At 64.9% G+C, this 19,594-nt stretch carries 22 protein-coding genes; 18 read left to right on the forward strand and 4 right to left on the reverse strand.

Translation table 11 applies throughout. From position 1 onward, the window contains the following. Positions 1 to 158: 158 nt before the first annotated feature. Complete coding sequence (locus EN874_RS21560) at positions 159 to 1,352, forward strand: GGDEF domain-containing protein (RefSeq protein WP_127427178.1); 1,194 nt, start codon at positions 159 to 161, stop codon at positions 1,350 to 1,352. Here the strand turns inward: EN874_RS21560 and EN874_RS21565 are convergent. Continuing rightward, positions 1,336 to 1,689: a hypothetical protein gene (locus EN874_RS21565; protein ID WP_127427179.1), complete on the reverse strand. Its 354-nt coding sequence runs from the start codon at positions 1,687 to 1,689 to the stop codon at positions 1,336 to 1,338. The genes EN874_RS21560 and EN874_RS21565 overlap by 17 nt on opposite strands. Positions 1,690 to 1,925: 236 nt before the next feature. On the opposite strand from EN874_RS21565, the gene EN874_RS21570 reads away from it, so the two are divergent. The 7 genes from EN874_RS21570 to EN874_RS21600 all read left to right on the forward strand — a co-directional run bounded on the left by EN874_RS21570 (position 1,926) and on the right by EN874_RS21600 (position 7,185). Next, positions 1,926 to 2,438, forward strand: a complete 513-nt coding sequence (locus tag EN874_RS21570; RefSeq protein WP_127427180.1) for a hypothetical protein — start codon at positions 1,926 to 1,928, stop codon at positions 2,436 to 2,438. A gap of 231 nt (positions 2,439 to 2,669) precedes the next feature. After that, positions 2,670 to 3,092 (forward strand): succinate dehydrogenase, cytochrome b556 subunit, encoded by a 423-nt coding sequence (sdhC, locus tag EN874_RS21575; RefSeq protein ID WP_127427181.1) that lies wholly within the window; start codon positions 2,670 to 2,672, stop codon positions 3,090 to 3,092. Then, positions 3,092 to 3,487, forward strand: coding sequence for a succinate dehydrogenase, hydrophobic membrane anchor protein (gene sdhD / locus EN874_RS21580; RefSeq protein ID WP_127427182.1), 396 nt, complete (start codon positions 3,092 to 3,094; stop codon positions 3,485 to 3,487). The genes sdhC and sdhD overlap by 1 nt, the downstream gene beginning before the upstream one ends. A 4-nt stretch (positions 3,488 to 3,491) precedes the next feature. Next, complete coding sequence (sdhA, locus tag EN874_RS21585) at positions 3,492 to 5,330, forward strand: succinate dehydrogenase flavoprotein subunit (protein WP_127427183.1); 1,839 nt, start codon at positions 3,492 to 3,494, stop codon at positions 5,328 to 5,330. 2 nt (positions 5,331 to 5,332) lie between these two features. Then, the gene (locus tag EN874_RS21590; RefSeq protein ID WP_127427184.1) at positions 5,333 to 5,767 is read left to right on the forward strand and encodes a DUF3052 family protein; all 435 of its coding nucleotides are present in this window, start codon (positions 5,333 to 5,335) and stop codon (positions 5,765 to 5,767) included. Continuing rightward, the gene (locus EN874_RS21595; RefSeq protein ID WP_126086903.1) at positions 5,767 to 6,546 is read left to right on the forward strand and encodes a succinate dehydrogenase iron-sulfur subunit; all 780 of its coding nucleotides are present in this window, start codon (positions 5,767 to 5,769) and stop codon (positions 6,544 to 6,546) included. The genes EN874_RS21590 and EN874_RS21595 overlap by 1 nt, the downstream gene beginning before the upstream one ends. Positions 6,547 to 6,558: 12 nt before the next feature. Beyond that, positions 6,559 to 7,185 (forward strand): DUF480 domain-containing protein, encoded by a 627-nt coding sequence (locus EN874_RS21600; protein ID WP_127427185.1) that lies wholly within the window; start codon positions 6,559 to 6,561, stop codon positions 7,183 to 7,185. An 85-nt stretch (positions 7,186 to 7,270) separates the two neighbouring features. Here EN874_RS21600 and EN874_RS21605 read toward each other — a convergent pair whose 3' ends face one another. Continuing rightward, positions 7,271 to 7,696, reverse strand: coding sequence for an OsmC family protein (locus EN874_RS21605; protein ID WP_127427186.1), 426 nt, complete (start codon positions 7,694 to 7,696; stop codon positions 7,271 to 7,273). Between the two features lie 432 nt (positions 7,697 to 8,128). On the opposite strand from EN874_RS21605, the gene EN874_RS21615 reads away from it, so the two are divergent. The 3 genes from EN874_RS21615 (at position 8,129) to EN874_RS33775 (ending at position 9,404) form a co-directional block, all read left to right on the forward strand. Further along, on the forward strand, positions 8,129 to 8,485 hold the full coding sequence (locus EN874_RS21615; RefSeq protein WP_127427187.1) for a YciI family protein: 357 nt from the start codon (positions 8,129 to 8,131) through the stop codon (positions 8,483 to 8,485). 141 nt (positions 8,486 to 8,626) lie between these two features. Then, positions 8,627 to 9,157 (forward strand): hypothetical protein, encoded by a 531-nt coding sequence (locus EN874_RS21620; RefSeq protein ID WP_127427188.1) that lies wholly within the window; start codon positions 8,627 to 8,629, stop codon positions 9,155 to 9,157. Between the two features lie 79 nt (positions 9,158 to 9,236). Further along, on the forward strand, positions 9,237 to 9,404 hold the full coding sequence (locus EN874_RS33775) for a hypothetical protein (protein ID WP_168247541.1): 168 nt from the start codon (positions 9,237 to 9,239) through the stop codon (positions 9,402 to 9,404). On the opposite strand, the gene EN874_RS21625 is transcribed toward EN874_RS33775, so the two are convergent. Beyond that, entirely contained in the window at positions 9,381 to 10,643 is a 1,263-nt protein-coding gene (locus EN874_RS21625; RefSeq protein WP_127427189.1) for a ubiquinone biosynthesis hydroxylase, read from the reverse strand. The genes EN874_RS33775 and EN874_RS21625 overlap by 24 nt on opposite strands. Before the next feature lie 108 nt (positions 10,644 to 10,751). On the opposite strand from EN874_RS21625, the gene tesB reads away from it, so the two are divergent. The 7 genes from tesB (at position 10,752) to xth (ending at position 19,034) form a co-directional block, all read left to right on the forward strand. Next, the gene (tesB, locus tag EN874_RS21630; protein ID WP_059189448.1) at positions 10,752 to 11,615 is read left to right on the forward strand and encodes an acyl-CoA thioesterase II; all 864 of its coding nucleotides are present in this window, start codon (positions 10,752 to 10,754) and stop codon (positions 11,613 to 11,615) included. Between the two features lie 248 nt (positions 11,616 to 11,863). Beyond that, positions 11,864 to 12,202, forward strand: coding sequence for a P-II family nitrogen regulator (locus EN874_RS21635; protein ID WP_006327120.1), 339 nt, complete (start codon positions 11,864 to 11,866; stop codon positions 12,200 to 12,202). Positions 12,203 to 12,234: 32 nt separating this feature from the next. Continuing rightward, complete coding sequence (locus EN874_RS21640) at positions 12,235 to 13,578, forward strand: ammonium transporter (RefSeq protein WP_127427190.1); 1,344 nt, start codon at positions 12,235 to 12,237, stop codon at positions 13,576 to 13,578. 311 nt (positions 13,579 to 13,889) lie between these two features. Then, a complete protein-coding gene (locus EN874_RS21645; protein ID WP_127427279.1) occupies positions 13,890 to 14,165 on the forward strand; it encodes a hypothetical protein in 276 nt (91 codons plus the stop codon). A gap of 209 nt (positions 14,166 to 14,374) precedes the next feature. After that, entirely contained in the window at positions 14,375 to 17,026 is a 2,652-nt protein-coding gene (locus tag EN874_RS21650) for a DNA translocase FtsK (RefSeq protein ID WP_127427191.1), read from the forward strand. A 134-nt stretch (positions 17,027 to 17,160) separates the two neighbouring features. Then, on the forward strand, positions 17,161 to 17,829 hold the full coding sequence (locus EN874_RS21655; protein ID WP_126086912.1) for an outer membrane lipoprotein carrier protein LolA: 669 nt from the start codon (positions 17,161 to 17,163) through the stop codon (positions 17,827 to 17,829). Between the two features lie 398 nt (positions 17,830 to 18,227). After that, positions 18,228 to 19,034 (forward strand): exodeoxyribonuclease III, encoded by an 807-nt coding sequence (xth, locus tag EN874_RS21660; RefSeq protein ID WP_127427192.1) that lies wholly within the window; start codon positions 18,228 to 18,230, stop codon positions 19,032 to 19,034. Between the two features lie 61 nt (positions 19,035 to 19,095). Here the strand turns inward: xth and EN874_RS21665 are convergent, their stop codons facing one another. Continuing rightward, on the reverse strand, positions 19,096 to 19,551 hold the full coding sequence (locus tag EN874_RS21665; RefSeq protein WP_126086914.1) for a cyclic nucleotide-binding domain-containing protein: 456 nt from the start codon (positions 19,549 to 19,551) through the stop codon (positions 19,096 to 19,098). Between the last annotated feature and the right edge of the window lie 43 nt (positions 19,552 to 19,594).

The raw sequence follows: 19,594 nt of genomic DNA on the forward strand, positions 1-19,594 counted from the left end.
TCTGGGTCATCGGAGACACCACGCCGTTCGAGATGACCCCCGAGCCATCGCGACCGCCAAGGACGCTTCGCCAAATCTCGAAGATATGCAGCCACCCTAGCCCGCGTTAACATGTTTTTCGCCCGTCGGTGGTTTTCTGTGCCGGGGACTCGAGGAACATGGGCAGCGCTGATTTCATCCTGGTGATCAATCTGTTCGTCGCCGGGCTGCTGGCGGCGGCCTTCATGACGATCGCCATCCATGACGTCGGGCGCGTGTCGGCGCGCTGGCTCGCTTTCGGCTATGGACTCGGCATGGCCTATTTCGCCATCGAGTTCAGCATTCCCGCCTTTGCCGATGCCCGGCTGCCGGTTGTCGTGGCCTTTGCCGTCTTCCTCGGCGCAACCATCGCCTTCAACGGCGGGCTTGCCCACAAATACGGCGTGCGCCCGCCCTGGGCGCCGATGCTGTTCTTCCTGGCTGTCGCCTCGGCCGCCGTCTATCTGGTGCAGGACCTGCCCCGCCACTCGCTCACCCGCATGATGGCCTATCAGCTTCCCTATGCCGCCATGCAGTTCACCGCTCTCGGCATCGTGCTGTCCTCCAGGCAAAGGCTTGGCCGGCTCGATCACCTCTTGATGGCCGTGCTCGCGGCAAGCGCGGCGCAGTTCGCATCAAAGCCTTTCATCGCCGGCGCGCTGGGCGGCTGGGGCGCCAATCCGCAATCCTATGTGCAGACGGGCTATGCGCTGGTGTCGCAGTCGCTCGGCACCGTGTTCGGTCTGGCTGTGGCGCTGCTCGCGCTCGCCATACTGGTGCGCGACGTGCTCGCCGAGGCGATGTCGAAATCGGAGACCGACACGCTGTCGCGGCTGCTCAACCGCGGTGGCTTCGAACGTCATGCCGAGCTCGCAATGAGGGATGCGGTGCGCCAGGGCATTCCGGTGGCGCTGGTCATCGCCGATCTCGACCACTTCAAGAACATCAACGACAGCTACGGCCATGCCAGCGGCGACCGCGTCATCGAAACCTTCGCGGGTCTCCTGCGCGAGGCGGCGGCGGAGCATCATGTCGCCGGCCGCATCGGCGGCGAGGAGTTCGCCATCATCCTGCCCGGCACCAACCTTGCCGCCGCGCGGCTGTTCGCGGAGGGGGCGCGCAACGCCTTCGGCGCGCTGCCGATCGAGGGACTGCCCGCCGGTCACCGCTGCAGCGCGAGCTTCGGCGTCGCCGAGCTTGCCGCGGACGAGGGTTTCTCAGATCTGTTGCGGCGCGCCGACGAGGCACTCTACGCGGCCAAGAATGCCGGCCGCGACTGCGTGCGCGTCGGGCTGGCGACTTTGCGGGGAAAGGCGCTCAGCGGCAGGGGCTGAGATTGGGCATCTCGCCGTCGGAAAGCCCGTACATGTAGGAGCGGCCCTTCACGAAGACCGGCGGCTGATAGCAACCCGGCGCGCCAGCGTCGTCGGAGTCATATATGACATCGGGCTGGCCGGCGCCGGTAAAGTTGGAGAGCTCCTTGGCGTGCCTGCCCTCGCCGACGATGATGCGCTTGTAGCCGGCGGCGCTGTCGATGACGAGATTGCCGAAGGAATCGGCATAGACGCGGTCATGATGGCGCAAACCCGCCTCGGCCGGCGCGGCAATCGCGGTGGCGAGTGCCGCCAGCGTGACAGCCGCGAAGCTTGCCCGCACTGAATTCGAACGCATGTCGCTCTCCCTTAAGCGCTGCGACCTTGTCGGATCGCGCTGCACAACGTCGAATCAGAAATTAACTCTTTCTTAACCTTTGTTAAGAGGCGGATGGCCTCCGCTGGCGGATCTTAATCAACATGGTTAATTTCGGCGGCGTGGATCGCATCGTCCAGCCCAACCCGGCTGACTCAGGGTGAACTTGATCTTGGCGCGCCGCGTGGCTAGCGTGCCGCGCACGAAAGGGGCCGCATATGAGCTTTGGCCGCACGGTTCGGGTGTCGATCGCCATCCCGCTGCTTCTCGTGGCCGCTGCCTGCGTGCCGCAGGACGGCGCGCCGAAGGCGGTGAATGCTGCATCGTCCGCGGTCACGCCCGCACCGGTTCAGCCGCCCGCCGCGCCAGCGGCGCCCCCGACATCCGCAGCACCCCCGATATCCGCAGGGCCCCCGATATCCGCAGGGCCCAAGACGCCCGGAACCTCCCCGGCACCCGCAACAAAGATCATCACCGACCTGACGGCGCCGCGATCCGGCGTCGGAACGGCCACCTACAGATGCGGCAATGGCGGCATGATCACCATCCAGAATCTTGGCCGGTCGCTGCGTGTCATTGGACCGGACGGCGCGGCCGAGGAGTTTGGGGCGTCGCCGGCCAACCAGAGCAGCCGCTACCAGGAAGCGGCGACGCATGACGCAATCGTGATCGACGGACGCGAGGCGCTGGTGATGAAGAGAGGGTCGACGCCGCAGACCTGCAGAAGGTAGCGATCCTCGTTGCCATACCGCACTGCAGCGACGTTGCGCCGGCTTCGCGTCGCCCGCTAATCGATTGAAGCGGATTTCCCCCTTTTTGTCAGACTAAATGACGTTTCCAAAACGATTTTCCGGCTTTGACGCGGTGCAAAAAGCGCATTAGAAACCGCCTATCCGAAGCCATATATGGAGGCGGCAAACGCCGCGCCTGTCGCGGCTCCGGAACGCCGAACTGGGGGAGCCATGAGCAAATCACCAGCCACCCGCGCAGTTGCCAGACATGAGCGGCCGCTTTCGCCGCATCTGACGATCTACCGGCCGCCGATCACGATGACGATGTCGATCATCCATCGCATCACGGGCGGCGCGCTCTATTTCGGCACGCTGCTGGTGGCGGCATGGCTGATCGCGGCTTCGACCTCGCAGGCCGCCTTCGATCTCGTCAACTGGGCCTTCGGCTCCTGGCTCGGCCGGCTGGTCCTGTTCGGCTATACCTGGGCGCTGATGCACCACATGCTGGGCGGGCTGCGCCATCTCGTCTGGGACACCGGCGCAGGGCTTGAGAAACACACCGCCTCGAAGATCGCCTGGGCGACGCTCGCCGGCTCGATCGTGCTGACGCTGCTGATCTGGATCGCCGGCTACATGGCGCGGGGAGCACTCTGATGACCGCAAAGAATTCGGACATGCGCACGCCGCTGGGCAAGGTCCGCGGCCTCGGCTCGGCCCGCGAAGGCACCGGCCATTTCTGGCGCCAGCGGCTGACGGCGATCGCCAACATTCCGCTCATCCTGTTCTTCGTCGGCTTCCTGATCGCGGTCAACGGCCACGGCTATACGGAAGTGCGGGCTTCGCTTGCCAATCCCTTCGTGGCGCTGGTGCTGTCGCTGGTGCTGATCTCCGGGCTCTACCACATGCGGCTCGGCATGCAGGTGATCATCGAGGATTACGTGCATGGCGAAGGCATGAGGCTGGCGCTGATCGCCCTCAACACATTCTTCTCAATAGTAGTGGGCGTCGCTTCGCTCTTCGCCCTGCTCAAACTCGCATTCGGAGGCTGACGTCTTGGCCAAGGACACATCAACCGCCAACACGGCTTCCGCCTACACTTTCGTCGATCACAAATTCGATGTGGTGATCGTCGGCGCCGGCGGCGCCGGGTTGCGCGCCACGCTCGGCATGGCCGAGCAGGGGCTGCGCACCGCCTGCATCACCAAAGTGTTCCCGACCCGCTCGCATACGGTTGCCGCGCAAGGCGGCATCGCCGCCTCGCTCGCCAATATGGGGCCCGACAACTGGCAGTGGCATCTCTTCGACACCGTCAAGGGCTCGGACTGGCTGGGCGACATCGACGCGCAGGAATACATGGTGCGCGAGGCGCCCGCCGCCGTCTACGAACTCGAGCATTACGGCGTGCCGTTCTCGCGCACGGAAGAGGGCAAGATCTACCAGCGGCCATTCGGCGGCATGATGATGAATTTCGGCGAAGGGCCGCCGGTGCAGCGCACCTGCGCCGCCGCCGACCGCACCGGCCACGCCATGCTGCACACGCTCTACGGCCAGTCGCTGAAGAACAACGCGCAGTTCTTCATCGAGTATTTCGCGCTCGACCTGATCATGGAGCCGGATGGCACCTGCACCGGGGTCGTGGCCTGGAACCTCGACGACGGCACCATCCACCGCTTCTCGGCCAAGATGGTGGTGCTGGCGACCGGCGGCTATGGCCGCGCCTATTTCTCCGCCACCTCGGCGCATACCTGCACCGGCGACGGCGGCGGCATGGCCGCACGCGCCGGGCTTGCGCTGCAGGACATGGAGTTCGTGCAGTTCCACCCGACCGGCATCTACGGCGCCGGCTGCCTGATCACCGAAGGCGCGCGCGGCGAGGGCGGCTATCTCGTCAATTCAGAAGGCGAGCGCTTCATGGAGCGCTATGCGCCGTCGGCCAAGGACCTTGCCTCGCGCGACGTGGTCTCGCGCTGCATGACGATGGAGATCCGCGAAGGCCGCGGCGTCGGGCCGAAGAAGGATCACATCTTCCTGCATCTCGACCATCTCGACCCGGCCGTCCTGCATGAAAGGCTGCCTGGCATTTCGGAGTCGGCGAAGATCTTCGCCGGCGTCGACCTAACCAAGGAGCCGATCCCGGTGCTGCCGACGGTGCACTACAATATGGGCGGCGTGCCGACCAACTATTGGGGCGAAGTGCTCGACCCGACGGCCGAGGATCCGGATCGCGTGCTGCCCGGGCTGATGGCGGTGGGCGAGGCCGCCTGCGCCTCGGTGCACGGTGCCAACCGGCTGGGCTCGAATTCGCTGATCGATCTGGTCGTCTTCGGCCGCGCCGCGGCGATCAGAGCCGGTGAGGTGGTCGACCGCAATTCGCCGATCCCGTCGCCGAACGCGGCCTCGGTCGAGAAGATCATGGATCGCTTCGACCGGCTGCGCCACGCCAACGGCTCGACGCCGACGGCGGTCCTGCGTGAGAAGATGCAGAAGGCGATGCAGGAAGACGCGGCGGTGTTCCGCACGCAGGAGTCGCTGGACAATGGCTGCAAGCGCGTTTCCGAGATCTGGGGTGAGCTCACGGACCTCAAGGTGTTCGACCGCTCGATGATCTGGAACTCCGATCTCGTCGAGACGCTGGAGCTGGAGAATTTGATGGCCAACGCCATCACCACGGTCCATGGCGCTGCGGCGCGCAAAGAGAGCCGCGGCGCGCATGCGCGTGAAGATTTCTCGGCCCGCGACGACGCCAACTGGCGCAAGCACACGCTGGCCCACGTCAGCGAGGACGGCAAGGTGACGCTCACTTACCGGCCGGTGCATACCGAGACGCTGCTGGCGGAAAAGGACGGCGGCATCAATCCGGCCAAGATCGCGCCGAAGGCCAGGGTGTACTGACCATGGCATTGGTGGCCGCGGGATATTCCGGCACGCCTCTTCCGGCCAAGCTCGGCCTGAAAGACGGCATGGTCGCCGCCTTCATCGCGCTGCCGCCGGAGCTCGATGAGCTTGCCGACGCCGTATCCTTTGCCGGGGTCGATCGGCTGCCAAAGTGGTCCGCGATCTCGGGCAACCGGAAATACGACGCCGTGCACGCCTTCACCCGGCAGCGCGCCGAGATCGAGGACGGCCTGGCCGGCATCGAGACGGCGATCAAGCGTGACGGCATGGTCTGGGTGTCCTGGCCGAAGAAGGCATCGAAAGTGGCGACAGACGTCACCGAGGACATCATCCGCGCCGAGGCGCTGAAGCGCGACCTGGTCGACGTCAAGGTCGCCGCCGTCAACGAAATCTGGTCCGGGCTGAAGCTCGTCATCCGAAAGGACCGCAGGTAATGGTCGAACTCACGCTTCCCAAGAATTCCAAGGTCCAGCAGGGCAAGACCTGGCCGAAGCCGGAGGGCGCCACAAATCTGCGCGAATACCGGATCTATCGCTGGTCGCCGGACGACGGCCAGAACCCGCGCATGGACACCTATTTCGTCGACATGGACGATTGCGGGCCGATGGTGCTCGACGCGCTGCTGTGGATCAAGAACAAGATCGACCCGACGCTGACGCTGCGCCGCTCCTGCCGCGAAGGCATTTGCGGCTCCTGCGCCATGAACATCGACGGCTCGAACACGCTCGCCTGCACCAAGGGGGCGGAGGACATTTCGGGCGCGGTGAAGGTCTATCCGCTGCCGCATATGGCTGTGATCAAGGACCTGGTGCCAGACCTCACCAATTTCTACGCCCAGCACGCCTCGATCGAGCCATGGCTGAAGACGGTGTCGCCAACGCCCGCCACCGAGTGGCTACAGAGCCATGAGGACCGTGCGAAGCTCGACGGGCTCTACGAATGCATCCTGTGCGCCTGCTGCTCCACCTCCTGCCCGAGCTACTGGTGGAACGGCGAGCGCTATCTCGGCCCGGCGACGCTATTGCAGGCCTATCGCTGGCTGATCGACAGCCGCGACGAGGCAACCGGCGAGCGGCTCGACAATCTCGAAGACCCGTTCCGGCTCTATCGCTGTCACACCATCATGAATTGCGCGCAGACCTGCCCCAAGGGTCTGAACCCGGCCAAGGCGATCGCGGAGATAAAGAAGATGATGGTGGAAAGAAGGGTTTAAGGTTTCGGCCCAATGACCGACCTCCCCGTTCTCTCCCCCGCCGAAGCGCGTGTGCTCGGCTGTCTGATCGAGAAGAAGGAGCTGACGCCGGACGTCTATCCGCTGACGCTCAACGGCGCGCATCAGGCCGCCAACCAGAAGACGGCGCGCGAGCCGGTGATGGCACTGGAACTGACGGAGGTCCGGCGGGCGCTGAGCCAGCTCGAGCAGAAGGGCCTGGTGCGCCAGGCCTTCGCCTCGCGCGTCGAGCGCTACGAGCATCTGATGGCGCAGCGGTTTTCGCTCACCACGCCGCAGATCGCCGTGATCGGGCTTTTGCTCCTGCGAGGCGCGCAGACCGCGCATGAACTGCTCGCGCGTTCGGAGCGGATGGCGCGCTTCGCCTCGATCGAGGAGCTTCGCGACAATCTCGACCTGATGATCGGCCGCCGGCCGCCGCTGGTGCAATTGCTTGAACGCGCGCCCGGCCAGCGCGAGGAGCGCTATGTGCACCTGCTGAGCGGGCCGGTTGAGCCAGCGGCGGTCTCGCCTTGGCAGCCGACAGCGTCGGCATTGGACTCCGATCTGGAGGCGCGTGTGAAGGCGCTGGAGGAAGAGGTCGCGGCGCTGCGGGCGAAGATCGAGGCGCTGGGCGGTTAACCTTACCCGAAGCGTTGGCGCGAGGCCCCCCTCTCTGTCCTGCCGGACAGAGAGGGGGCTAAGGATCGCCGCCCTCCAAAACCAGTCACCCCAACTTAGCGTCCAACGAAACCTTTATCGCCCCGAGCGCCTTCGACACCGGGCATTCGGCCTTGGCCTTCTCGGCCAGCTCCTTGAACTTTGCCGCGTCGATGCCCGGCACCTTGCCGACGACGGTGAGAGCGCTGCCGGTGATGCCGGTGCCGGGCACCAGCGTCACCACCGCCTTGGCGTCGAGTTCGGTGGCGGGCGTGCCGTTCTCGGCGAGGAAATGCGAGAACTGCATGGCGTAGCAGCCGGCATGCGCGGCGGCGATGAGCTCCTCCGGGTTGGTGCCGGATTTGCCGCTCTCGTCCTCGAAGCGCGCCTTGAACGAATAGGGTGTGCCTTTAAGCGCCCCGCTCTGGCTGTCGAGCGTGCCCTTGCCTTCCTTCAGATTGCCATTCCAGACGGCGTTCGCGGTGCGGTCCATGAAATCCTCCTTGATCGTCGGGGTTGCGCCGGCGGAACGCCAGCGTTCCCCCGAACTATAGCGCGGGCACGCGCGAAGGCCACCGCGCTCTTGGAGCGGCGGCGTCCAAAATTCTTTTTTAAAAAGGCGCGCGCAAAAATGTCGACTTCCATCGGGCTCGACCGTCCTGCGGGCGGCCACGGATTTCGCGGTCGGATGGAGGCTCACATGGACAATCTGTTTTTCACGCTGTGGAAATGCCCCTGGGCACAAGGCCGGGCGACAGGAAGACTATTGGCTCGATCCGCCGCCCTCCGGCTTCGGCCGGCTGCTGGCAGCGGTCGCCATCATCGGCATCGCGGCATGCCTTCTCGATCATGCGGCGGCGTTCGGAGGCGCGGCTGACACCATCATCACCGCATCCTATGGTCCATCACAACACGGGAGATCGGAATGAGATATGTCTGCCTGGTCTATGGCGAGGAACAGAGCCTGTATGCGTTGACCCCGGAAGGATCGGCCAAGCTAGACGCCGATTCGCTGGCCTATGACAGATCGTTGGACCAACAAGGCAAGCTGATCATCGCGCAGGCGCTGCAATCGGTGAAGACGTCGAAGAGCGTGCGGCGGCGCAACGGGAAAAGACTGGTCACCGACGGCCCGTTCGCCGAAACCAAGGAGCAATTGCTCGGCTTCGTCATGGTCGAGGCGGCGGATCTCGACGAGGCGCTGGCGATCGCCGACGGCATTCCGCTGGCCGAACTGGGCACCGTCGAGGTCAGGGCGATCTACGACATACCGGGTTCATAACCGCCGGTCAGGCTGGGCGCGCCGCATTGAAGCTGTCTCTCGCGGGAAACATCTTCAGGGTTTCTTCACAGACGCAACCGTTGCGTGTTGAAGCAGGGCCGCACTTCTCTTATCGTCGCCGCGATTTCGGGGGAATTCGGCATGCCTTTCCTGATTGCGATCCTTGGCCTGCTCGGAGCGGCCGCCATCTGGTGGTACCGGCTGAAATATATGAGCGACGCCGCGCGCGAAGTCGCCGACGTCGTCGGCCGGGTTCAGGGAAATATCCGCCGCAAGAAGTTGCGCAAGCAGGCGGCGCTGTCGCCGCTGACGGCGATCGATGACCCGGTCGTCGCGGCCGCGACGCTGATCACCGCGATCGTTTCGGAACAGGGCCCGGTCCTGCCGCAGCGCGAAGCCGTCATCCGCGAGGTGATTTCGCAGATCGCGAGCAGCCAGAAGAAGACCGACGAGGCGGTGGTCTACGCCAAATGGGCCGCCGCGCAGATCGACGATACGACGATCGTCATCGACAAGCTGGCGCCATTCCTGCGCGAACGCCTCGACCCGCACGAGCGGGACGATCTGCTCAGGATGCTGAACCGCGTCGCGCAAGGCGGCGAACAGAGCCTGAAGATACCGGACCAGCGGATGCTGAGGCTGCGGCAGAAGCTCGGCTTCGAGGTCAATTGATCTAGGCGACCATCGATCTTTGAACGCGAGACAGTTGTGCCTACATCAGTGGTGGGTACACCGAACCGTCAAGGCACAGATGGAAGCAATTGCCTACGTGGCTGCCGAATTGGCCGATCTGATTGACACGCTGTTTGGAGACAGGTTGCGCAAATCCAGGGCCGGCAGGTTGGTGATCGGCATGCTGGCCGCCGTCGTGGTCTTCTATTATCTCCTTTGGCTGCTAGATCGCCTCGCCCTTCAATAGCCGCGGCGTGTCGCCGGACAGGCCCGAGGCCTGGCGGATGAAGAAATCCTTGAGCTTCGGCATGCGCTCGACGAGGCCGAGGCCGATGTCGCGTACCGCGCGCAGCGGGCCGATGTCGTTGGAGAAGAGCCGGTTCAGCACGTCGGTGGTGACGCCCATCTGCAGCGTGTCGAAACGCCGCCACTGCTGGTAGCGTTCAAGCACGTCGAGGGCGCCGATGTCCTGGCCGAGGCGGTCGGCCTCGACCACCACTTCGGCCAGCGCGGCGACATCCTTGAAGCCGAGATTGAGGCCCTGCCCGGCGATCGGATGGATGCCGTGCGCGGCGTCGCCGGCAAGCGCGATGCGGGGCGCGACGAAGGCACGGGCAAGCGTGAGGCCGAGCGGCCAGGCGCGCGGTTTGTCGGCGACGTGGATCTCGCCGAGCTTGAGCCCAAAACGCTGCTCCAGTTCGTGCTCGAAGACGAACTCGTCGCCGTCGACCAGTTTCCGGGCATCTTCCGATCGCTCGACCCAGACGATCGAGGAGCGGTTGGTGCCGTCCTTGCCGGGCTTCAGCGGCAAGGTGGCGAAGGGGCCGGCCGGCAGAAAATGCTCCTCGGCGCGGCCGTTATGCGGGCGCTCGTGGGCTATCGTGCAGACGATGCCGGACTGGCCGTATTCCCATTTCACCGTCTTTATGCCGGCCATGTCGCGCAGCTTCGAATGGACGCCGTCGGCGGCAATCAGCAGCCGCGCCTTGAGCGTCGCGCCATCCGCCAGATGCACGGTGATGCCGGCGCCGCCCGGGTCGAAGGCGCTGACGGCCACGCCTTCGATGATGTCGATGCCGAGCTTTTCGGCACGGCGGCGCAGCGCCCCGTTCAGATCCCGGTTTGCGACCATATGCGCGAACGGTTCGCCGGGCGCCACCTCGCCGTCGAAGGTCAGGAACACCGGGCGCACCGGATCGGCGGCGCGAGAGTCGGTGATGATCATCTCGGTGATCGCCTGCGCCTCGGGCGCGATCTCGTCCCAGACGCCGAGCAGCTCCAGCATGCGGCACGCCGCGGCGGCGATCGCCGAGGCCCGGCCGTCCTTTTCCCAGACGCCGGCGGGCGCGGCGTCGACGATCGCGACGCCCAGGCTCGGGCGCGCCTGCTTCAGCGATACCGCGGCGGCAAGGCCGACATAGCCGGCACCGGCCACCAACACATCCAGCGACGCCTCGCCTGCTCTATCCGCCTTGCGATCGACCATGGCACTTTCCTTTCGCGGCTTCCGGTCCCGGCTGCCGCCGTAGCAGCTTGACTGCTTGCCTGTCCTGTCCGAAACCCGCCATGGCACATCTTTTCAAGGACGTGGAACATGACGGCAGCCATGGACGAGCTTCTCGACATTCTCGACCTCGAGCAGCTCGAACACAATCTGTATCGTGGTCGCAGCCCGAAGCTCGACTGGCAGCGCGTGTTCGGCGGCCAGACCATCGCCCAGGCGCTGGTCGCGGCCCAGCGCACCGTCGAGCCGGAGCGCCATGTGCACTCGCTGCATGGCTATTTCATGCGGCCCGGCGACACCAAGGTGCCGATCGTCTACGAGGTCGACCGCATCCGCGACGGCGGTTCCTTCACCACGCGCCGGGTGGTGGCGATCCAGCATGGGCAGGCGATCTTCTCGCTGGAAGCTTCCTTCCAGCAGGACGAGGTGGGTCTGGAGCATCAGCTGCCGATGCCGCGCGACGTGCCGGCGCCCGACACGCTTTTGTCGCAGCGCGAGCTGCTCGGCAAGTTCGGCGAGGCGGTGCCGGAAGGCATCAAGCGCTACTGGGAGCGCGACCGGCCGATCGAGATGAAGCCGGTGATGCTGAAGCACTATACCAGCCGCGAGAAGCTGGAGCCTGAGCAGAACATCTGGATCCGCACCACCGGCCCGGTGCCGGAAGACCGCGCGACGCAGGCGGCGGTGCTTGCCTATCTCTCCGACATGACGCTGCTCGACACCTCGACCTTCGCGCATGGCCGCGCCATCTTCGACCGCGACATCCAGGCGGCCAGCCTCGACCACGCCATGTGGTTCCACCGCAGCCATTCGCTGGACGACTGGATCCTCTACACGCAGGACAGCCCCTCCACGCAAGGCTCGCGCGGTTTCACCCGGGGCTCGCTGTTCGCGCGCGACGGAACGCTGATCGCCTCGGTCGCCCAGGAAGGCCTCATCCGGCTGAAGCGCTGAGCCGGCTTCCGGTTAAAGCCTATAAAGCGGGCATTTTCGAAATTTTGCCTATTTCTTAATCAGTTGCCCTGACGCCGCTGCGCACGATTTCTGTGCAAGGGCCGCCCATTCCCTTTGTTTACAACAGGTTAACGGCCTGCTTCGGCAATTGGCACGGAGCTTGAATCCTGTCCGGCACTCTCCGGCTCTCATGGGATCGGCGAAGGTGTGCAAACGCGGGGGACCGCAACAGCAAAGGGTGAAACCTTATGAAAATCGTGATGGCAATCATCAAGCCGTTCAAGCTCGACGAGGTGCGCGAAGCGCTCACCGCCGTCGGCATCCAGGGCCTGACCGTCACCGAAGTCAAAGGCTACGGGCGTCAGAAGGGACATACGGAAATCTACCGCGGCGCGGAATATGCGGTGAGCTTCCTGCCCAAGATCAAGATCGAAGTCGCCGTCGGCGCCGACATGGTCGACAAGGCCGTCGAAGCCATCACCGCGGCCGCCAAGACCGGTCAGATCGGCGACGGCAAGATCTTCGTCTTCGGCATCGACCAGGCGGTGCGCATCCGCACCGGCGAAACAGACACCGACGCGCTGTAAAGCGGCGACCAGCTATTCCAACGGAGAGTTCAATGAATATTCCTTCCACCTTGAAGACGACGGGACGCGCCGCCGCTGCGCTCGCCCTCGTAGCGCTCAGCACGGCCGCCGCTTTCGCCCAGGAGGCCGCCCCGGCCGCGCCCGCCGCACCCGCCGCGCCGACCCCGGTGCTCGACACCGGCAATACCGCCTGGATGCTGACCTCGACGGCGCTGGTGCTGATGATGACCATTCCTGGCCTGGCGCTGTTCTACGGCGGCATGGTGCGCAAGAAGAACGTGCTCGCCACCATCATGCAGAGCTTCGCCATCACCTGCCTGGTGACGGTGCTGTGGTTCATGTTCGGCTATTCGCTGGCCTTCTCCGACGGCGGCGGCATGAACGCCTATCTCGGCGGCTTCTCGAAATTCTTCCATCACGGCATCACCACCTCGACGCTGTGGCTGCCGGGCGTGGCGAACATCCCTGAATTCGTCTTCTCGATGTTCCAGATGACCTTCGCCATCATCACGCCGGCGCTGATCGCCGGCGCGTTCGCCGAGCGCATGAAGTTCTCGGCGCTGCTCATCTTCATGGGCTTGTGGCTGGTCTTCGTCTACGCCCCGATCGCGCACTGGGTCTGGGGCGGCGGCTTCCTCGGTTCGGCCGGCGTTCTCGACTTCGCCGGCGGCACGGTCGTCCATATCAACGCCGGTGTCGCGGGCCTGGTCTGCGCGCTCGTCCTCGGCAAGCGCGAGGGCTACGGCACCACCAACATGGCGCCGCACAACCTCGTCTATTCGGTGATCGGCGCCTCGCTGCTGTGGGTCGGCTGGTTCGGCTTCAACGCCGGCTCGGAGCTTGCGGCCGACGGCCTCGCCGGCGCGGCGATGATGAACACGCAGGTCGCCACCGCCGCGGCGGCGCTGGCCTGGATGTTCGCCGAATGGATCGTCGCCAAGAAGCCTTCGGTGCTCGGCATCATCTCGGGCGCCGTCGCCGGCCTCGTCGCGGTGACGCCGGCTTCCGGCTTCGTCAACCCGACCGGCGCCTTCATCGTCGGCCTCATCGCCGGCGTCGTCTGCTACCTCTCGGCGGTCAAGCTCAAGCATGCCATGGGCTATGACGACTCGCTCGATGCCTTCGGCGTCCACGGCGTTGGCGGTGTGGTCGGCGCCCTGCTCACCGGCGCGCTCGCCGATCCAGCGATCAATGCGCTCGGCAAGGGCGCTTCGGTCGGCACGCAGATCTACGGCATCGTCTTCACCATCCTGTGGACGGCGATCGCCACCTTCGTCATCCTCTTCATCGTCAAGGCGCTGGTCGGCCTGCGTCCGAGCAGCCAGGAAGAGGTCGAGGGCCTCGACGTCACCCAGCACGGCGAAGTGGTGCCGTAAGGCGGGCTTTGCCAAAGGGCCGGCGGATCCTCCTCCCGCCGGCCCGGATATCAACGAAGACACCAACGAAAGCCGCGCTGCGGCTTTCTGGATCTCCTCCCAAGATCCCGTCGTGATGTTCTCGAAAGAGGCTCACGCCTTGAGGCCCGGAAAGACCTTCCGGGCCTCCTTTTTGTTTGGCGGATCGTCAGGCGGACTTTCGATCACATTCACTTGATTGCGCCTGCATGAAACGCTGGCTGTCGCGGTTTCGTACTTGGATGGCGACCGCTGCCGTGGCGCTCGCCAAACAAAAGGGAAGGAACCAACCCATGAACGTCAAGAATATCTTCCTGGGAGCAATGGCTCTGTCGATGGTCAGCGGGGTTGCACTTGCTGGCGCGCTCGACGAGCCGGACAACATGGCGCCGTTCTTCACCGATGCCGGCATGAAGACCATGAAGCCCGAGGCCGATTTCAAGGCCGCCTGGGCCGCGACAGCCAAGGACAAGCAGGACATGATGATGAAGGAGTGCCAGGACGCGGCGATGAGCAAGCCCCACGCCGAATTCTGCGCCAACCTGATGATGTACGCCGGTCACATGTGATTTGCGGCAGATCGGGTCCGGACGGGCCTGATCGTTTCAGCGTCGCCGATGAGAGATGGCGGGCTCCACCGGCCCGCCATTTGCTTTCCGAGGGCATCCCGTAAAGGGCCATGGTTAATGCGGCCTTAACCTTCCCGCCGATAGTCTGTCGTCCGAATCTGCCGGAGTGCGCCAAGCGCCGGCCAGGCAACGACTAACGGGGAAGAGGCATGCGTTCAGGCGCTTCAGCACCGCTCGCGCTGACCGATACGGGGCACGGCATCCAGGCGTTCGCGCGGCGGCAGGTCGGACGGCTGGTCGGCGCCGGCCTGTTCGTGTTCACCGCTTTCGGCGTCGCCAGCCTCGCCACCTGGAACGTGGCCGATCCGAGCTTCTCGCACGCCACCAACAACATCGTCACCAACGCCATGGGCTATGCAGGCGCGGTGTTTTCCGACCTCGCCATGCAGTTCTTCGGCCTGGCCGCCGTCGCGGGCCTGGTGCCGGCGGTGGTCTGGGGCTTTCTTCTCTTCTCCGCGCGCGGTGTCGACAGGCTGCCGAAACGCGGGCTGGCCTGGTTCGGCTATGCGCTCACCGCAGCGGCGATGGCCGGATGCGTCACGCCGCCCAACACCTGGCCGCTGCCGACGGGTCTTGGCGGTGTGTTCGGCGACATGGTGCTGAAAATCCCCGGCATCGCCGTCGGCGGCTATCCGAAGGGCCTTTTCGCCAGCATCATCGCGGTGGTTCTCGCCGCGCCGGCGCTGTGGCTGTTCGCCTATGGCTCGGCGCTGATTGCGCGCAGGAACGGCTTTGCCGTCATGGAGCGCGCCGCCGCGCCCGATCCGCGCGAGCAGGACGATCTGCTCTTCGACGAGGATGAGGACGAAGGCGACGAAGGCATCCTGGCGCTTGGCGCCGTCACCCACTGGTGGCTGTCGTTCCGCGCATGGATGCACCGCCGCGCCGCGCGCCGCAGGCAGGAGCGCGACGAGTTCGAGCCACCGATGGAGCCGCGGGCAAGCGCCTGGCGGCGCGCCGCCGAGCGGGTCGAATCGGCCGAATATGCGGAGGCCAGGATGAGCCCCGGCGGCCGCGCCCGCGTCGAGCCGGAATTCTTCGCCGCCATGGTCAACGACCGCAGCGCTTCGGTCGACCCGGTCGATGACGACGTCTTCGACGACGAGGAAGACGCCGATCTCGACGAATTCGATGACGAGCAGCCGGTACAGCGCCGTGCCAATGTGCGCAACTTCCGCTCGGACGCGGCGACCCGCGTCGAAGCCCCGGCGCCGCGCCCGGTGCAGGGCGCGCGCGTCCAGCGCGAAGCGCAGACCTCGCTGATAGGCTCCGGCGCGTTCGAGATGCCGTCGCTGCATTTTTTGTCCGAGCCGAAGAACGTGGCGAAGGATCCGAGCTTGTCGAAGGATGCGCTGGAGCAGAACGCAAGGCTGCTCGAAGGCGTGCTCGAGGATTTCGGCGTCAAGGGCGAGATCATCCATGTCCGCCCCGGCCCGGTCGTAACGCTCTATGAGCTGGAGCCCGCGCCCGGCATCAAGTCCTCGCGCGTCATCGGCCTTTCCGACGACATCGCCCGCTCGATGAGCGCGATCGCCTGCCGCGTCGCCGTCGTGCCCGGCCGTAACGCCATCGGCATCGAATTGCCGAACGCCAAGCGCGAGACGGTCTATCTGCGGGAAATCATGGCAAGCCGCGACTTCGAGACGACGAAGGCCAAGCTCGCGCTGGCGCTCGGCAAGACCATCAACGGCGAGGCGGTCATTGTCGACATCGCCAAGATGCCGCACGTGCTGGTCGCCGGCACCACCGGCTCGGGCAAGTCGGTCGCCATCAACACCATGATCCTGTCGCTGCTCTACCGGCTGACGCCGCAGGAATGCCGGCTGATCATGATCGATCCGAAGATGCTCGAGCTCTCGGTCTATGACGGCATACCGCATCTGCTGACGCCCGTCGTCACCGATCCGAAGAAGGCGGTGGTGGCGCTGAAGTGGACCGTGCGCGAGATGGAGGACCGCTACCGCAAGATGTCCAAGGTCGGCGTGCGCAACATCGACGGTTTCAACGCGCGCGTCCAACAGGCGGAGAAGAAGGGCGAGAAGATCTCGCGCACGGTGCAGACCGGCTTCGACCGGCAGACCGGCGAGGCGATCTACGAGACGGAGGATCTCGATCTCGAGCCGATGCCCTACATCGTCGTCATCATCGACGAGATGGCCGACCTGATGATGGTCGCCGGCAAGGACATCGAAGGCGCGGTGCAGCGCCTGGCGCAGATGGCGCGCGCCGCCGGCATCCATGTCATCATGGCCACGCAGCGCCCCTCGGTCGACGTCATCACCGGCACCATCAAGGCCAACTTCCCGACGCGCATCTCCTTCCAGGTGACGTCGAAGATCGACAGCCGCACCATCCTCGGCGAGCAGGGCGCCGAGCAGCTGCTCGGCATGGGCGACATGCTCTACATGGCCGGCGGCGGCCGCATCCAGCGCGTCCACGGCCCGTTCGTGTCGGATGACGAGGTCGAGCGGATCGTCGGCCATCTCAAGCTGCAGGGCGTGCCCGAATATCTCGACGCCATCACCGAGGACGACGATGAAGATGACGAGGACGGTTCGCCGAGCAAAGGCTCCGGCGGCGGCGGCAATTTCGAGGATTCCGACGATCCCTACGACCAGGCGGTGGCGGTGGTGCTGCGCGACGGCAAGGCCTCGACCAGCTATATCCAGCGCCGGCTCGGCATCGGCTACAACCGCGCCGCCTCGATCATCGAGAAGATGGAGAAGGAAGGCATCGTCGGCCCGGCCAACCACGCCGGCAAGCGCGAGATCCTGGTGCCGACGGACGAAGATAAGTTTTAGGCCATGTCGGCGGACGGCAACTTTGAACCTTCCGGCGCGTTCATGCGACCAAGCGCCCGTGTGACCCGCCAAACTTAGGCCCAACTGGGGGTCCAGAGACTGCGACCAAGAACGAATCACAGGAAGTGACCGGCATGAAGACCCAGACAGATTTCGCCCCGACCCGCCGGCAGGTGCTCGGCCTCGGGCTTGCGCTCGCGGGCGCGGCCGCAATCAATGTCATGCCGGGCTTCCAGCTCCTGGCCCAGGCGCAGGCCGCGATTCCGCCGGCGGCGCAAAAGATCGCCGACCACTTCTCCTCGGTCAAATCGATGAGCGGCGAGTTCGTGCAGTTCGGCCCGAAGGGCGAGCAGACCGGCGGCAAGTTCTTCCTCGAACGTCCCGGCAAGATCCGCTTCAACTATGACGGGTCGTCGAATTTCCGGGTGATCTCCGACGGCAAGTCGGTGGTGATCCTCAACAAGAAGCTCAACACGTCAGACCTCTATCCGCTGTCGAAGACGCCGCTGAAACTATTGCTCGACGACAGGATCGACCTCTCCGGCGGGCGCGTGAAGGCGGTCAAGGAAGAGGACGACCTCACCACAATCCAGCTCTCCGACAAATCGGTGTTCGGCAACGCCCGGATCACCATGATGTTCGATCCGAAGAGCTATGAGCTGCGCCAGTGGACGATCACCGACGCGCAGGGCAAGGACACGACGGTGATGATCTTCAATGTCAAGGAAGGCGTCTCCATCCCGCCGGACACCTTCGCCATCGACTATACGGCGAACCGCGAGCTGAACACGAAGACGCGCTGACCGCCAATTTAGCGCGTCGATCCATAGCTTTCGTCATCCTAGGGCGAAGCGACGCGAAGCGGAGCGCAGACCCTAGGATCCATGCCGTTACCTCTGACGAAAGATGCAGAGGTTTGGAATGTGGCGCACGGCAAGCGCTCCGTTTTGCACCGCTGGCTTGCCGTTGATCGAACGGCATGGATCCTAGGGTCTACGCGCGTCGCGTCGCTCCTTGCTCCGCCCTAGGATGACGAAGTTGGGAAGCCTTGGCCGATCTCGAAGATTGGCAACATGCTTGGCTTGTCTTCGCTGCCCGTCACTGGCAGGGTCCGGCACGGACTCTTTTCATAAAAAGCGTCATTTCCCGTCAGCGTCATCCCAGTCCTGGCAGGTCTTGCGCTTATCCCGGACCCGCCTGAATGCCCTTCACCATCGCCACCTGGAACATCAACTCCGTGCGCCTGCGCATGCCGATCGTCGAGCGGCTGCTCAGGGAGCATGCGCCGGATGTGCTCTGCCTGCAGGAAACCAAGGTGCCGGACGAGCTTTTTCCCGAGAAGGCCTTCCGCAAGGCGGGCTACGAGCACATCCATTTCCATGGCCAGAAGGGCTATCACGGCGTGGCGACCGTGGCGCGCCGGCCGATCGAGCTGGTCGAGAAACGGCGTTTCTGCGAGATCGACGACAGCCGGCATCTGTCGGTCAAAGTGCAGGCCGGCGACAGGTCGATCCTGCTGCACAATTTCTATGTGCCGGCCGGCGGCGACGAGCCAGACCCGGAGATCAACCGGAAATTCCGACACAAGCTCGACTTCGTCCACGAGATGAACGGCGTGCCGGCGAGCCGGGACGATCAACCCGCCTCGATCCTGGTCGGCGACCTCAACATCGCGCCGCAGGAGCATGACGTCTGGTCGCACAAGCAATTGCTCAACGTCGTCAGCCACACGCCGGTCGAGACCGAAAACTTCGAGGCGATGCGGCAGGCCGGCGGCTGGGTCGACCTGATGCGGCTCAACGTGCCCGCCGAGCAGAAGCTCTACACCTGGTGGAGCTACCGCGCGAAGGACTGGGAGGCTTCGGATCGCGGCCGCCGGCTCGACCATGTCTGGTCGTCGGCCAATCTGGTGCCGAGCTTCAAAGGCTACGAGATCCTGAAGGTGGCGCGCGGCTGGGAGAAGCCGTCGGATCATGTGCCGGTGATTGCCAGGTTCGATCTGGATTGACGCCCGGTGACGAGAGAGAGCGCCTGCATTTCCGTCGCCATTGCGCCGTTCGTCAGGCCGCTCACCCCGTAAAGCGCGGCGCGAGTTCCTCGATGCGGGCGATCATCTCTCGGAATTCTTCCAGGATGCGCTCGTGCAGCTGCGCCGCCAGCTCCGGATATTCCTCCAGGATGCGGCGGAACATCTTGCGGCTCAAGCGGATCACCTCCGAATCGGCCGCGGCCGAGGCGCTGGTCAGGCGTCTGGTGTCGGCGATCAAAGCGAGCTCGCTGAGCATGGCGCCCGGGCCGGCCGTGCCGATCGGGATGCGCTCGCCGCCCTGCTCGCGGTAGAGCGCGATCAAGCCGCTGACCACGATATAGGCCGAGTCGGCCTCGTCATCCTCGAGATAGAGCTTGCGATCGGCCTGCAGGAAGGTGTTTTCCGCGCCGAAGGCGAGCAGGCGCAACTGTTCCTGCGTGAAGCCCTGAAAAAGCTTCACGGCGGACAGGATGCGGATGTCGTCATCGAGCGCCATCCTAGCTGTGTCCCCGAGCGGTCAGTCCAGTCCCTCCTTTGGA

The sequence above is a fragment of the Mesorhizobium sp. M1D.F.Ca.ET.231.01.1.1 genome (assembly GCF_003999155.2).
GTDB lineage: Bacteria > Pseudomonadota > Alphaproteobacteria > Rhizobiales > Rhizobiaceae > Mesorhizobium.